Here is a 14,364-nt window from a genome sequence, read left to right on the forward strand (position 1 = left end):
AAATGAACTATTGGCTAACGACGCACTGGCCGCCCTACGAAGGGGACCCCGCAGATCAAGTGTCCGGCGGCGTGTGGGTGCCTGATGGGCGTGAGGCCGCAGCTACGGGTTTTGCAGAGGGTGATGTTGTATTCATTTACCATCCACGCTCTGGTCGGACGCTTATCGAGACGCTTTCTGATGGCACTGAAAGATTACGCCGTTGTCAGAAGGGCAGAGAAGGTGTGGTAGCTGTTGGTATTGTTGATAGTCCGCTCAAGAGTCTGGATGACGAGCCCAAAGAACGCTACACAAATGGCACAGAAACCTGGTGGCGCTGGTATGCACCTGTGACATTGCAATCAAGGTCGGGATTCATACCCCGCGAACGCCTTGCCACCGCCTTGGGCTATAAATCGAACTATAATCTACGCGGTCTTGGAGAGAAGCATTCCGGGCTTAAGATGCTCACGTTTCAGGAGTATGAAACACTGCTCCGTCTCTATCGTGAAAGCACTCCGACCGAACCACCAATAACAATAACAAACGGGACACATCCACCGATTGGAGGCGGCGAAGGGCCACAACATCTTGCCTTGAAAGAATATGTTGCTGCTCACCCGTCTCTTGTTTTGGGTGAACCTGACGTGACGACATTTGCGGTTGAACGGGGCTTTCCGACAGGAGATCGCGCGGATATTGTATTACGAGATAGGTACGGCAGGTTTATTGGCTTGGAAGTGGAAGTAGTGGTCGGCAGCGGCGACATTATTGGAGCACTTCAGGCTGTGAAGTACCGGCGCATGCTTGAAATGGCCATGGGCGCACGACAAGATGACAGCCGCGCAGTGCTGGTGGCTCATTCTATCGCGACAGATGTGAAAATGCTCTGTGCCAAATATGACGTTGAATGCCGAGAGGTTCCCGAGGAGCATGTCTTAGCATGGCGGGCACACAGAGAACTTAATCCAGAGGCTTAACGATAACAAACGCTCAAAAACTTGTGGCAGAATATTCATTCGATGGAAAAATGGAGAAAGCTAAATAATGTATGAGAATTATGCTAATGTCATACAAAATATTGATAACTTGGTTGAATTTCTGAATAAAAACGGAATTACAGCCGATTGTAGTTCTCACCTCGAAAGTGACTACCTAAAGGCACATCAGTTTGTAGAGGAATACAGCGTAAATCCTTGTGCTAAAAAAGATGAAAGTGGTAGAGCTGCTCTAATAGGGCTTTTTGAATTGTACAAATGGGTGTGGGCAGTTAAAGATTGCTACGAATTTCCTAAATTAAAAGAACACTTAAAGCTATTGATTCAGGCGTCTCCAAAAATAAATTCCACTACTCCGATGATCAACCCCGTTAGCAAAAAGCAAGATGATAAGACTAATAAATTTATTGAAGCTATTATTGGAATGTTTGCCGTAAAATTTGGCACAAATGTTGATCTTGATGATCCAATAAAATCTTCCGATGGAAATAATCCAGACGTACTCTTTGACTATGGAGGAAAGCGCATAGCTATTGCTTGTAAAACCTTGAGGGGCAAATCGGAAGAAACAATAATTGCAAATTTAAGGTCCGCATCAAAACAATTAAAACGAGCCACATGCGATATTGGATATGTTTTGTTCAATGCGATGAATATCCTTCCACATGAAAAAATTAAAGGTTGTATATATGATAATCCCCTAAGCCCCTTACAGGTTTTATCACAGGATGTAATCCAAATATATCATGATGCCCGAATTAAGAATCTGGCTGAGATGGTAGATATATTTGAGTGTGATAAAGTTAGGCCCGTTGTGCTTACATTTGTACATTCTGTGGCGAGATTGAATACACCTTTTGGTGTATCGTCAACATCACTAAAATGCACTTTTGCCCATGACTTTGAGATCCCAGAAATAGATGTCGCTAATGATATAGAATTGCTGGATAAAGTGAACGATTTTATCCACAATCGCTTTTGAGAATTCTGTCAATGGTGTTATATATCGAAGTGTTTGCAAAATGGAGAAGCATATGAGTGAAAGGCCATTTTCAATAAAAATATTCCTGCCAAACGGTCAACCTGACGGGCTTAGGATAGTCGATAAGTCAAACTGGACAGGGCGCTGCATTGTATTTCCTCGTTCACTTTTCCCTGATATCAAGAAGAGGGAAGAGTTCCAGGAAACAGGTGTCTATGTTCTCGTGGGGCCTTCAGAAGAAGGAGAGCTGCCAAAAATCTACATTGGTGAAGGGGACCCGGTAAAGTCCCGCCTTGAACAGCATTTTTCAAAAAAGGACTTCTGGACCTGGGGAGTTTTCTTTGTCTCGAAAGACCGCTCGCTGAATAAGGCCCATGTGCAGCATCTTGAAGCTCAATTGGTTCGTATCGCAAAGGAGGCAAAACGATCTTTTTTTGATAATCTCAACGAACCTCAAATACCGTCGCTTTCTGAGGCAGAAGTTGCTGATGTTGAAAGTTTTCTTGAGGATATTTTGAGCATCTTCCCTTTATTGGGACTAAGCGCATTCCAAAAGGTTGGCCCCAGTAAAATTAAGAAACAGCAACTATTGTCGATTGAGTCAAAGGGCATTAAGGTGACAGGGTACGAATCTCCGGAAGGATTTATCGTCAAGGAAGGTTCACAAGCAGTAAAGGTGGAGGTACCTTCGATTCATCACTATATGTCCGTCCTAAGACGTGAATTGCTTGAAACAGGCGTTCTGAAAGAAGCCGGAGGCGCCCTTGTTTTTGCGCAAGACTATTTTTTCAACTCTCCCTCAACTGCGGCAGGCGTAGTTCTTGGTAGGACGGCGAATGGAAGAATTGAATGGAAAAACAGTAAAGGTGAAACCTTGAAATATATTCAGGAGCATACAGAGCAGGTGACTGAAGAGTCATAGCCATAGAGGATACTTCATGACCAAAGCTGATCTTGTTGAGAATATCCAACCACCACCGGGTCGCATGGAGGGAATTGATATGCTACCGGATATTGGTGATTTGCATCGAACCAGTATGCCGCTTCTGGGTAATTGTTCAGGTGTCTATTTCCTCTTCCATGATGAAGATTTGGTATATGTAGGGCAAGGCTGGAACTGCCTTTTGAGGGTGGCAGAACATACCCGTAAGGACTCTGATAAGGTGTTCACCCGTTGGAGCTTTATCCCGGTTGACGATGAACAAGAGCGAAAAGAACTTGAATTGAAACTTCGGATGTCCTTGAAACCGAAATATAATAAGATGTAAGTATATAAATTAAAAGCTTATATCTGAATATTTGCTCAGACTGGGGGCCAAATGAAATCCGAGCTTGAACGCCGTTTCGATGCGGCCATGATGAGCATTTATCATCGCGCCTGGGAAGAGGCAAAATACCGAGCTACCCGCTTCCACCAAATGTTGTGTGACCACGGTGGGCTAGAAACAGCACAGCTTTTACTTCACAGCAACCATGTTTCCGAGGGGTATACCGCTCTATGGGAAAGGGGAAGGCTGAATTTGACGGTTGAGGCTCTTATTCTTGAAACAGAATGGTACGATCTTTTCACAGAAGAAGAAAGGGATATAGCATCAAAGCGGCTGTTGGAGTACGGATACAAGAAAAATGTCTAAACATTTTTGTCGAAAAATGCGCGAAAACGACATAAGTACTTGAATTTAGAGATGAAATGTGGTATAAATTAATTAGTCGTCGAATTACATCAGTATAATAATTTTGTTAGCAAATAATTTCAACTTTCCACGTTTGTTGTCCATCAACGCGTGACCTGCTTTAGCTCTGAAGAATTACATATTGTTTAAAAAATAAAAGATTGCCGATACTTATCAATAGACAGTGTCGGCATTTCTATTTTTATGCGCCGAGGAAGTTATACAAGGAGGTGATGTCGTCGTACGGGACCATGCTGTTATCGAAGTATGATTTACTTATGAGAAAATGGAGTTGTTATGAAGGTACCATTTAGGCAACAGGCCTCAGATTATGATTGCGGGCCGACGTCACTGCTGAATGCGTTGTGTTTTCTGTTTGACCGCAAAGATATTCCGCCGTTTGTCGTTCACCAGATTTACAAGGAATGCCTCGATTTAGACGGTGCTCGCGGCACGTCATTCCATGCAATTCAAGACCTCGCATTCTGGTTCGAGCACTACCGGGAGGAGCGATACTCAAAGTTCGCCGTCGAGACAGAGTTCATCAGCGGTAGTCAGGTCCATTTGCGACCTGTCGGTAAAATCATCTGGTGGTTGAATGCCGGAGGTGTGGCTCTGCTGTGCGTGCATTCCAGCCGGGGCAACTGGCACTATATTCTTGGCCTTCACTATAAAGGCGGGTGGTTGCATTGCCATGATCCCTCGCCGCGCTCCAAGCGCTTCATCAATGTCGATGCCATCCAGTTTTCCGCAACAGCCAGCCAACAGGAGCCGAACCTACGCATTCGTTGCGACTGGCTCGACAAAAACATCAGACGAACGAAAGATGCTGACGAGCGCAAATATGTATTAGGCAACAAAGATGACCGAGAGTGTCTTTTGCTGAGGAGGTGTCGCGTATAACATCCCGATAGACCGCGTGATCGGCAAGACCGTTACGATGAGTTCCGCAACAAACAGATTTTTCACCGCAGTTCTGCTCCACACCAGCAATTCACGTTTCCCCAAATCACATACAACTGACGGCACTGGGTATCCCGGCGTCCGACATTGGCAAAGTTAGCCATCAATTAATTGTTGCGCCTGCCTGGTGCTGACAATCGGTGTATTGGTGCGTCCGGCGTGCGTCACCACATCCGCAACAACGTCAATCACCATCGAAATGAAGAAGGAGGCGGCTTTATGAGTTTGCGCCACTCACCGGAAGGGCATATCGACCGCGCAATTCTGTTGGCTGCTGCGGCAGCGATCAGAAGTATTGAGAAAGTGTCAGGGGCAATCGAGGAATACGACATTGGGAAGGGCGATGCCGAGTTGCTTGGTTCGGCCTTGGACGGCCTCTGGTCGATTCTGGAAACCAACGGCTACACCATTGACATTGAGACCAACCGGCTCAGGAGGACAACCCGTGACAACTGACACCATGTTCGGCCACGAACAGATCCCGGCAAAGCCCAGATCTATCAAGCTAAAGCAAATCAGGGCAGTCTACGCAACGCTGACCATCAAGGAAGAGGTCGGCAACTATTTACAACCATTCACCAGATACACCAGTCCTGAGCAGGTCTTCGACACGTTCAGCTTCTTGCGCCAGGAAACCAAGGAATATTTTTTTGCCATCCACCTCGACGGCAAGAATCGCATCTGCTGCGTTGACGAGGTATCGGTCGGCTCCCTGAATCAGAGCATCGTTCACCCGCGGGAGGTGTTCAAGACGGCCCTGTTGTAATCGGCGGTAGCCATCATCCTGCTGCACAACCATCCGACTGGCGACCCGACACCCAGCAGAGAGGATATCGAGATAACAAAGCGGTTACGTGAGGCGGGCGAGATTATCGGCGTGCGGTTGCTCGATCACATCATTATCGGCGACAGCCATGTTTCGTTCGCCAATCGCGGATGCTGTAACCGTCATAACTAAATTCTCAAGGAGTATACGCCATGAAATTCAATCTAGGGCAGATAGTCGTTACAAGAAGTGTGCATAACCTGATGACCGAGAACCCCGAATTTGCCATACATATATATGCGTCACTAAATCGACATGTGGCAGGGGATTGGGGGGAAATATGTGGAGAGGATAAATTAGCCAATGAATCAGCCTTGTTAGACGGTGAGCGGTTATTTTCTGCCTATACGCGGGATGGATTGCCGCCGATATGGATTACAACGGAATGGGACCGGTCGGTGACGACGGTGATGCTTCCAGATGAATATTAATAACACCTTGTGGGGGAGGGGGGTAGAATTTGATGCAAGATGTATGGTATTTATATAGGTGAATATGCTGGGAAAGTTACTCGGATTCTTGTTCAAGGAAAGCTTATTGGTATACATAACGGTATATCTGTAAAAGATTGACTATAAATAAAACAATAATATTAATATATTGGAGGATTAGTTAAAGTGAAGTCGCAACCATAAAAAAGTCCGATAGCGTTCGGACAAGTCAAAAAGCCTCGGAATTTCCGAGGCTTTTTCTTTTTGTGTTGTCCGGCCATTTCCAGGGTGATTGTCGCCCGTTGCCGCAAACTCAAGAACATAGCTAATGGTTTACTCTGAACGGGACAGTCAGTACTCAAGTAATGACCGGCAGAATTTCGCGCAGTCCCACAATATGGTGTTCAGTATGAGCCGTAGAGGTAATTGCTGTGACAACGCAGTTGCAGAAAGCTTTTTCCAGCTATTGAAAAGGGAACGAATCAAGCGGAAGACATACAAAGATCGGGAAGAAGCACGGCAGTATGATATTCAACTATATCGAAATGTTCTACAATCCAATCCTGTGTCACAACTACAACGGCGACCAGTTATCGATTAAGTTTGAGAGGTGGCATTCATGGAAGTGGGGGTTCCTGGGTAGCTGGTGGCGATTCAGTGCAAGATGCTGAGGTGTGTCAATTTTGGCGTCAATTCATACTGATCAGAGGGGCATTTGGTGGGTACGTCCGCCAACAGGAGTAAGCTTTAGTTGATGCAATTGGCCATTTTATAGGTCTCATGCATTATAAGGGTTTGGTCGTTGCATTGCTGTGAGACCACGTCTCTCAACCGGACAAATGAGTTTACATCCAGTTCGTTGATTTTCATACCTAGGCCATCTTGGTCGTTACGAACTACACTGGCATGCAAATAGATTGAAGAGCTTGGCGATTGATAGATGGTGATTTCCAGAGGTTTATGAAGTGGCAGATCATGTTTTGTTTTGATGAAAAAGCCCTGTAGGCTCACATTCTCTATGTTTCCCCAAAGAATCTGCTCTTTGTATTTGATTGAGGCCCCACCCGAAAAAGTAACTCTGGTGAAATTTCTTTTCTCCATTTAGAGAGCTCCTCGAGAGATAATAAGAGAAAAATTGCATTAAAATACGTTGATAATGCGAATACGGTATAATACTATAACAAAACTACATAAAATATAAACGATTGTCCTGAATATGTTTTATGGCAGAGTCATCGTTGCCTGCCTATCACAAACAAGATGAAGTACAGGTGCCAGATTCTCCTTGCAATATATTTCCGTTAATTCTGTCCCTGGTGATGGCATGATGTTTGCTAAAATAACAAAGACAGACACGTCTTAATAGTGAGGAGTTCATGCATAAATATGGCGATTAACCGGTCTGTAAAAACTCGGAAAAAATCGAGCGAAAGCCTAATTATAATACATGTAATATGCAATTTATAGGCCATTGCACAACTATTTGTTTTGTTGGATATATTTTTGTTTTTGGGAGAGGCGATAGTGCGGTGTTAATTTCATCGACAGTAGCGCTTGGGCGGGAAAAAGAGTAAGTTAAATGTGAGGCGGGAGTTCTTGTTCCAAGAAACTTAGTCGGTATCGTGAATGGGCGGGTGAATAAACGCTTTTATGCATCTCGGGAAAGTCGGTAGATCGTGCGGTCTATGCTTGTAATTCCAGCCCTTTTGACCGTTGTCGTCGTCGCAGTTTTTTGATGCAGGTACTGCTGCGCCTGCGTTACCGGTCCTTGGCGCCGGTAAAAACGTTTGGCATCACTTCCCACGACTAACCGTGCAGGACACGAGTTAGGAAATTGCATTATAAATTGTAATAATCTGTTTTGCTGGTATTTGGCTAAAACTGTGCTAAATTTATAGGCCAAAAAGCCGTATCCTAAAGTTGTAGTGGGCTGAGGAGTAAGTGGGGTGTTGAAAAATCTCGGCTTAGGCAAAGATGGGGGGACGATGAGATATGGTGCTAGCGTATTGGTAATTTCTTGGTTCTAACCATGAGGGGTCAATAGTGTATAAGTGCATTGTAGTGGCTATAATTTTATTAGCGTGTTCTGCTTGTGGCAGCAAGTCGAAAGAAGAGTTATTCAATGAGGGGCTCAAACAGCTAAATGGATCTAATCCGAGTGCTGCCGTTGTGCTCTTCAAAAGCGCCTTGGAGAAGGATGAAAATTATAGCGATGCCCGTTTTCAGTTGGCAAAGGTATATGCTGCTTTGGGAAAGCGAGAGCAGGCTGAAAAAGAATTCAACAAGGTTCTCAAACAGAACCCTTCCCGCGATGAAGTCTTACTCGAGTTGGCAAAACTACTCATCTCTTCAAACAAACCCGATGAAGCGTTAAAATTGGCGGGACAGTATCTCGGTAAGCACCCCGACAGTGCAGAGTGTCTGGAAACAATGGGAGCGGCATATGCCGTGAGCAAGAAATACGGCGAAGCAGAAAGTTATCTTTTACAGGCCCTTAAAGTAGATCCCCGGCGTGCAAAGACAAAGCTTGAGTTGGCAGTGGTCTATATCTCCGTGGGGAAAGAACAGCAAGCGAAAACCCTTCTGGATGAAGTCGTTGCGGCGGACCCCAAAAATCCCCGTGCCTATTATGTTCTTGCTGCCTTGGAAAAGAGTTCGGGAAACTCCGATAAAGCCTTGGAGATTTATCAGAAAATCATTGGAATCAGCCGTTCCGAGACGCTTGCCCTTTACAAATCAGGACTAATCCGTATTGAAAAGGGTGAATTGGATAAGGCTGACAAGAACTCTGACGAATTGATCAAGGATTTTCCCAAAAAAGCTGAAGGCTATCGCTTGAAGGGGTTGGTGAACTACCAGAGAAAAAAATACACCGAGGCGATCTCCCTACTTCTGAATTCTGTAAAAATCGCGCCCACTCTTGAGGGATATTACTTCCTAGGGCTTTGTTATTATAGCCTCGGTGAGTTTGAAAGCGCCCTGAGCCAATTCCGCAAGATTCTCGACGCTGTGCCGACCTCTCGGCAAGCCCGCCTCATGACTGGCGCAACCCTGCTGACCCAAAAACGAATTGATGATGCGATTGCAGAGATCAATAAAGTACTACAACAGGATGACAAGGATGCGGTTGCCCACAACATGCTTGGTAATGCCTATATGGCCAAAGGAATGTTTGAGGAGGGCATGCAGGAGCTGAACCGGGCGACTAAAATCGATCCTAAGATGGTAGACGCATATCAGAAGAAGGGATATTACTACTTCACTCGCGGGAAGAACGTTGAGGGAGAAATGGAGCTTGCAGCGGCTGTCAAAATGGCCCCAGACTCGCTGAACAGTCGTTTGCTGCTCGCCTCCTACTACACACGAAAAGGAAATATCATTAAAGCCCAGTCAGTCCTCAAATCCGGTTTAACGGGGAAAAAGAGTGATGCTTTGTTGTATAATGCTATTGCTGCGTTATCTTTCTCCGAAAACAGGCAGGACGAAGCTCTCAAGAGCCTGCAAAAGGCAAAAGATATTGACCCCCTCTTGCCAGCATCCTACCAGAACCTGGCTACGTATTATGCTGTCTCGGGTAATTATGACAAAGCCATTAACGAATACAATACCCTCCTGCGCAACGACCCACATAATGCTCAGTCATTGCTGGGGTTGGCGGCTTTATATGAAATAAAAGGTGATGATCGATCAGCCCTTGCCTATCTCCAGAAGGCAAAGGACGCTAACATTCCTGCGGCGTTTTTAGCGCAGGCAAGCCATTATCTGAAAAAGAATGAAACTGATAAAGCAATAAAGGTGCTGGATGAAGCTATTAAAGTTGACCCGCGGAACATTTCTGCCCTTGAGATGAAAGGGCGCATTTTGGCTTCTGATAAGAAGTATAAAGAAGCGGTCAAGGTTTTTGATGATGTTGCGACCCTCAATCCTGAAGTCGGGAGTGCTCTGAAAGTGAGTACTTACGTAGCCATGAAGGACATTGACAAAGCGACGGAAGAGGCACGAAGGGTTATTGCCAAATCCCCAAAATCAGCACGTGGGTATCTGTTGCTCGGTTCCATTTACGAGAACCAGAAAGACTATGGTAGTGCCATTACTGAAGTGAAAAACGGTTTACGCGCTGACGGAAACAACGTGAATGCACTTCTCTATTTAGGCAAACTCTTTGAAATTCAAAAAAGGTATGATCAAGCGATGGCGGCATATGTAGACGCCACGCATAAAAATCCGGATTTTGCGCCAGCTCTTTACGCCCAGGGGGCAATATTGGACCTGAAAGGGAAAAAGAAGGAAGCAGTCGAAAAATACAAACTCTGTCTTGAAAAATCAAGTACCTACGTGCCAGCCTTGAACAATCTGGCCTACCTTAACGCGGACGGTTACGGCAAAAAGGAAGAAGCTTTACGCTTGGCAATCTCGGCGTATAAATTAGAGCCGGGGAATGCCGGCGTTATGGATACACTTGGATACGCCCTGTTGAAAAACCACCGTATCGTCGATGCTAGGAAGGTTTTGGAAAAAGCGGCCGCACTTCTCCAAAACAATCCAACGATTAATTTCCATTTGGCGCTTGCATATAAGGAATCGGGGGATAAACCAAATGCGGTACGCGCCTTGCAAAAGGCTCTTATGCTCGGTGATTTTGCCGAAGCAAATGCAGCGAAATCAATGTTGTCAGAACTGAAAAAATGAGACTTACATGAGCTTACGCTGGCTTATACTCATAATTTTTGATGTTTTTTTTGCTTTGGTGGCTCTCTGTACGGCCGCTGTGGTGAGGCTTGGCTACTTGGAAGCCACCACTAAATTGTCCGATACCTCGACGTATTTTATCGTAGTCATTTTTGTAATAGCAATATTGTTCTCTTCGCACCTGATGGATACTTATGATTTCGACAGAAATACCAGAAAACGGGAAATCTTTATTAATACACTGCTCAGTGCAGCGGCTTCATTTTTTTTCCTCTCCATTATCTATTATATAGACCCAGCTATTATGCTTGGGCGTGGTATTTTACTACTTTCAATAATTTTTTTCGCCTTTCTTCAATATGGTTGGCATGTGGTCTTTTACCTGGTCGGTCGCCATAACCCGAGATTCTGCCGACGAGTTTTAGTGTTGGGTACCGGCCCCTTGGCTAGCCAGGTTGGAGAATTTTGTTCGTCACATGATCGTAATTTCGTCTTGGCTGGATACGCGTCATGCAACTGTAATGGTGCAAGCGAAAACGAAAGACAAAGTGAGAATATTGTCGTTTCTCATGACTTGGTCGTTGGAAGCGCCGATGACCTGATGGCGGCAATGCTCAAATCGCAAGCAGATCTAATTGTCGTTGCATTGTCCGAGAGAAGAGGCGTTTTCCCGCTTAGAGACGTACTGCGTTGCAAGTTGAACGGGATGGAGGTCATGGATGCTCCCTCTTTCTATGAACTTGTCCATGGCAAACTCATGCTTGAACATATCACCCCAAGCTGGATTATTTTCTCCACAGGCTTTCGAAGGTCAATCTATTTCAGTCTTTGCAAGCGTTATATCGATATTGTATTGTCTTTGGCCGGCTTGTTTCTGACGCTTCCCTTTTTCCCCATTATTGCTCTTGCCATTAAATTCGATTCACCCGGCCCTGTATTTTTTAAACAAATTCGTGTCGGGAACAAAGAAAAAATGTTCAACTTATACAAGTTCAGAACCATGTGTCAGGATGCGGAAGAAAAGTCCGGCGCCATATGGGCTGTCAAGAACGACCTCCGCGTGACAAAACTCGGAAGTTTGTTCAGAAAGTCTCGAATTGATGAAATCCCCCAGCTCTATAACGTATTGAAGGGTGATATGAGCTTTGTTGGACCTCGGCCGGAACGCCCCGAATTTGTTGAAAAATTGAAGCAAGTAATTCCGTATTATTCAAAACGGCACTTCATAAAACCTGGGCTAACCGGGTGGGCACAAGTGCGATACCCGTACGGGTCATCAGTGGAAGATGCCATTGAAAAATTGCGCTATGATCTTTTCTATATCAAAAATCTCAGTCCGTTTCTGGACACGCTGATTTTTTTTGAAACCATCAAGGTGGTCCTCTTTGGCCGTGGTGGACAGTAGCATCCCTGTAACTAACCACAAATTAGCGAGGAACTTATGAGAATTACGTTTGCAATGGTATGTATCGGCATGCTCTTAATGATCCCCTTGGCGTCCAGTGCGGCGGATTATGTGATCGGCGAGGGCGACGGCCTGGATATTGCCGTATGGGGGGTAAAAGAGCTGACGTTCTCCGTGAAAGTGCGTCCGGATGGCAAGATTACTGTCCCTGGTCTGGGGGATGTGGCCGCAAGTGGTAGTACTCCAACAGGTTTGCAGGTATCCCTGGCTGCGAGGCTCAAGGAACTTGTTAAGAATCCGATTGTCACCGTTACCGTAAAAGAGATCACCAACAGCAAGGTGTATATCTATGGCGCCGGAATAAAGTCGGGGGTATACGATCTTCAGCGACGAACAACACTCTTACAGCTTTTATGTACGCTTGGGGAGGTAAAGACGGCCGACCTCAGGAAGGCATATCTGTTGCGGAACGGGAAAAAGCTAAAAGAGGGTTTTTATAAACTGTTTATTAAGGGTGAGGCGGAAAACGATATTCTGCTGGAACCCGGCGATTCACTGTTTATTCCGCTACTGCTTGATAAGAATGTCTATGTTCTCGGTGCCGTCAATACTCCCAAAGCCATTGAGTATAGGGAGGGTATGAGAGTTATGGAAGCAATACTTGAAGCGGGAGGATTTACCAAGTTTGCAGACCAGGATGATATTGTTATCAGGAGAAAAATCGGGCAGGAAGAAAAATCCCTGGAGGTCAAGGCAAAAAAACTTTTTAAGCAAGGCGACCTGTCTCAGAATTTGATGTTGGAGGCCGGTGATTATGTTCTTGTGAAGGAAAGCCTTTTCTGAATGGTGGTTTATTAAGTAAAATATTACGCATGAGGTGTCTATGCAGTCTTCGGAATTTGATTACAAAAAATATTTACAACTCCTGATCAGACGCAAAGAGTTATTTGTGGTGCTGGCTTTGCTTATTATGACAGCAGGAATTATCTTAAGTTTTGTGCTGCCCAAAAAGTATGAAGCCAAAAGCACTGTATTCATTGAGAAGAATGTAATTAGCGAGTTGGTGAAAGGTATTACTGTCACGCCTTCAATGGAAGACACTATAAAGGTCCTTACGTATGCAATAACCAGTCGCACGCTGCTTTCTAAAGCTGCTGACACTATTGATATGAACTTAGCACCGAATATCAGAATTGATAATGAAGAATTAGTGAAAAAATTACAAAAGAACATCGATATACAAGTTAAGGATAAGAATCTATTTATAATTTCTTATAAAGATAGTAACCCCAAAACAGCCAGGGATTTTGTCAATACATTGGTTCGTCTTTATATTGAGGAAAATACCTCATCAAAACGTGATGAGTCTTATGATGCTACAAAGTTTCTTTCTGAACAAATCAATACGTTTAAAGCAAAACTGGAAAAAGCTCAAAATGATGTGAACGCCTATAAACGGGACAAGGGTAGCGTTATAGCAATTGATGAAGGAAAGCTCTTTGAAGAGATTAATACAGCACAACAAAAATTGTACGATATGGAGTTGAAACGACGACAGTTGGAAGGTATGCGGCAGGTTACGAAAAAAAGTGGGAACCCACTTCAGGCAAAGCTACTTTCGTTACAGAAAAAACTGGGAGATTTACGCTCCGAGTATACCGATAATTATCCGGAAGTTATCAGAATAAAAGGTGAAATAGAAACCATCCAGGAGCAGATGAAAGGCCATGCCGATATGGGGTACCAATCACTCGACCCAACTGAGTTGGCAAAGATCGATGCAGAGATTGCCGCCATTAAGGTGAGTGAAGAGGGTATGCGCCGATATATTGCCACAAATCAGTCACTGCTTCGAAACATTCCGTCTGCGAAGGCAGGGCTCGATAAGCTAGAGTTGGAGAAGAACAACCAGAAAAATATCTATGATCAACTGTTTGCCCGTCACGGCCAGTCGGAGGTCTCAAAGCAGATGGAGGTTCAAGATAAATCAACAACGTTCCGTGTCGTTGATCCAGCAATATTGCCGACCAAACCGGTAAGCCCCAATCGGCTGAAAATCATGTTGATGGGGATTATCGGTGGTATAGCTGGAAGTTTTGGAATTTTATTGTTGCTTGATCAGATGGATACCTCTGTCAAGGATGTGAATTTCATCAAGGATTTTAATGTTCCGGTATTGGCCGTTATCCCACATATTAATGACGCACGAGAACTTGCGGCACAGCGCAGGAGAGCTACCCGACTGTTTACTATTGCCAGTATCTACTTTCTTTTTATACTCTGCTTCCCGGCTATGGAGCTAATGGGATCCACGTATGTAGATAAAATATTTAACAATATAAACCTCAGCGATCTTGTTCAGGGAATTAAGGATAATTTGCGATGAATTGAGTATAATCATGGGCAATATGGGGACGA

Annotated in this window: 13 protein-coding genes and 2 pseudogenes; 14 read left to right on the forward strand and 1 reads right to left on the reverse strand. The window is 44.7% G+C overall.

Features of this window, described 5'->3' with window-relative positions:
- Window positions 1–2: 2 nt before the first annotated feature.
- From LDN12_RS07050 to LDN12_RS07095, 10 genes and pseudogenes are all read left to right on the forward strand, one after another.
- Window positions 3–959, forward strand: coding sequence for a hypothetical protein (locus tag LDN12_RS07050; protein ID WP_223921970.1), 957 nt, complete (start codon window positions 3–5; stop codon window positions 957–959).
- A 67-nt stretch (window positions 960–1,026) separates the two neighbouring features.
- Window positions 1,027–1,959 carry a hypothetical protein gene (locus LDN12_RS07055; protein ID WP_223921971.1) on the forward strand — a complete coding sequence of 311 codons (933 nt, stop codon included), beginning with the start codon at window positions 1,027–1,029 and terminating at the stop codon, window positions 1,957–1,959.
- Window positions 1,960–2,011: 52 nt separating this feature from the next.
- Window positions 2,012–2,881 (forward strand): GIY-YIG nuclease family protein, encoded by an 870-nt coding sequence (locus LDN12_RS07060; RefSeq protein ID WP_223921972.1) that lies wholly within the window; start codon window positions 2,012–2,014, stop codon window positions 2,879–2,881.
- Window positions 2,882–2,897: 16 nt separating this feature from the next.
- On the forward strand, window positions 2,898–3,227 hold the full coding sequence (locus LDN12_RS07065) for a hypothetical protein (protein WP_223921973.1): 330 nt from the start codon (window positions 2,898–2,900) through the stop codon (window positions 3,225–3,227).
- 51 nt (window positions 3,228–3,278) lie between these two features.
- Window positions 3,279–3,593 (forward strand): hypothetical protein, encoded by a 315-nt coding sequence (locus LDN12_RS07070; protein ID WP_223921974.1) that lies wholly within the window; start codon window positions 3,279–3,281, stop codon window positions 3,591–3,593.
- 336 nt (window positions 3,594–3,929) lie between these two features.
- Complete coding sequence (locus tag LDN12_RS07075; RefSeq protein ID WP_223921975.1) at window positions 3,930–4,535, forward strand: hypothetical protein; 606 nt, start codon at window positions 3,930–3,932, stop codon at window positions 4,533–4,535.
- 279 nt (window positions 4,536–4,814) lie between these two features.
- Window positions 4,815–5,051 carry a hypothetical protein gene (locus LDN12_RS07080; protein ID WP_223921976.1) on the forward strand — a complete coding sequence of 79 codons (237 nt, stop codon included), beginning with the start codon at window positions 4,815–4,817 and terminating at the stop codon, window positions 5,049–5,051.
- Between the two features lie 124 nt (window positions 5,052–5,175).
- A pseudogene (locus LDN12_RS07085) lies at window positions 5,176–5,553 on the forward strand (JAB domain-containing protein); the annotation flags it as partial.
- A 20-nt stretch (window positions 5,554–5,573) separates the two neighbouring features.
- Window positions 5,574–5,852 (forward strand): hypothetical protein, encoded by a 279-nt coding sequence (locus LDN12_RS07090; RefSeq protein WP_223921977.1) that lies wholly within the window; start codon window positions 5,574–5,576, stop codon window positions 5,850–5,852.
- A 325-nt stretch (window positions 5,853–6,177) separates the two neighbouring features.
- A pseudogene (locus LDN12_RS07095) lies at window positions 6,178–6,523 on the forward strand (IS3 family transposase); the annotation flags it as partial.
- Window positions 6,524–6,599: 76 nt separating this feature from the next.
- On the opposite strand, the gene LDN12_RS07100 reads toward LDN12_RS07095, so the two are convergent.
- Complete coding sequence (locus LDN12_RS07100; protein WP_223921978.1) at window positions 6,600–6,953, reverse strand: PilZ domain-containing protein; 354 nt, start codon at window positions 6,951–6,953, stop codon at window positions 6,600–6,602.
- Between the two features lie 960 nt (window positions 6,954–7,913).
- Here LDN12_RS07100 and prsT point away from each other — a divergent pair.
- From prsT to LDN12_RS07120, 4 genes are read left to right on the forward strand one after another with little or no spacing between them, the layout of a single operon-like run.
- Window positions 7,914–10,541, forward strand: coding sequence for an XrtA/PEP-CTERM system TPR-repeat protein PrsT (gene prsT, locus LDN12_RS07105; RefSeq protein WP_223921979.1), 2,628 nt, complete (start codon window positions 7,914–7,916; stop codon window positions 10,539–10,541).
- Between the two features lie 7 nt (window positions 10,542–10,548).
- Complete coding sequence (locus LDN12_RS07110) at window positions 10,549–11,946, forward strand: TIGR03013 family XrtA/PEP-CTERM system glycosyltransferase (protein WP_223921980.1); 1,398 nt, start codon at window positions 10,549–10,551, stop codon at window positions 11,944–11,946.
- Window positions 11,947–11,982: 36 nt separating this feature from the next.
- Complete coding sequence (locus LDN12_RS07115) at window positions 11,983–12,789, forward strand: polysaccharide biosynthesis/export family protein (RefSeq protein ID WP_223921981.1); 807 nt, start codon at window positions 11,983–11,985, stop codon at window positions 12,787–12,789.
- A 40-nt stretch (window positions 12,790–12,829) separates the two neighbouring features.
- Window positions 12,830–14,332, forward strand: a complete 1,503-nt coding sequence (locus tag LDN12_RS07120; RefSeq protein ID WP_223921982.1) for an XrtA system polysaccharide chain length determinant — start codon at window positions 12,830–12,832, stop codon at window positions 14,330–14,332.
- The last annotated feature ends 32 nt before the right edge of the window (window positions 14,333–14,364 follow it).

This window comes from Geobacter sp. AOG2 (assembly GCF_019972295.1).
In the GTDB taxonomy this organism is placed as follows: domain Bacteria; phylum Desulfobacterota; class Desulfuromonadia; order Geobacterales; family Pseudopelobacteraceae; genus Oryzomonas.

Coding starts and splice junctions, on each gene's coding strand:
- LDN12_RS07050 (WP_223921970.1), top strand. CDS start 3: ATGAACTATTGGCTAACGACGCACTGGCCGCCCTACGAAGGGGACCCC.
- LDN12_RS07055 (WP_223921971.1), top strand. CDS start 1,027: ATGTATGAGAATTATGCTAATGTCATACAAAATATTGATAACTTGGTT.
- LDN12_RS07060 (WP_223921972.1), top strand. CDS start 2,012: ATGAGTGAAAGGCCATTTTCAATAAAAATATTCCTGCCAAACGGTCAA.
- LDN12_RS07065 (WP_223921973.1), top strand. CDS start 2,898: ATGACCAAAGCTGATCTTGTTGAGAATATCCAACCACCACCGGGTCGC.
- LDN12_RS07070 (WP_223921974.1), top strand. CDS start 3,279: ATGAAATCCGAGCTTGAACGCCGTTTCGATGCGGCCATGATGAGCATT.
- LDN12_RS07075 (WP_223921975.1), top strand. CDS start 3,930: ATGAAGGTACCATTTAGGCAACAGGCCTCAGATTATGATTGCGGGCCG.
- LDN12_RS07080 (WP_223921976.1), top strand. CDS start 4,815: ATGAGTTTGCGCCACTCACCGGAAGGGCATATCGACCGCGCAATTCTG.
- LDN12_RS07090 (WP_223921977.1), top strand. CDS start 5,574: ATGAAATTCAATCTAGGGCAGATAGTCGTTACAAGAAGTGTGCATAAC.
- LDN12_RS07100 (WP_223921978.1), bottom strand. CDS start 6,953: ATGGAGAAAAGAAATTTCACCAGAGTTACTTTTTCGGGTGGGGCCTCA.
- LDN12_RS07110 (WP_223921980.1), top strand. CDS start 10,549: ATGAGCTTACGCTGGCTTATACTCATAATTTTTGATGTTTTTTTTGCT.
- LDN12_RS07115 (WP_223921981.1), top strand. CDS start 11,983: ATGAGAATTACGTTTGCAATGGTATGTATCGGCATGCTCTTAATGATC.
- LDN12_RS07120 (WP_223921982.1), top strand. CDS start 12,830: ATGCAGTCTTCGGAATTTGATTACAAAAAATATTTACAACTCCTGATC.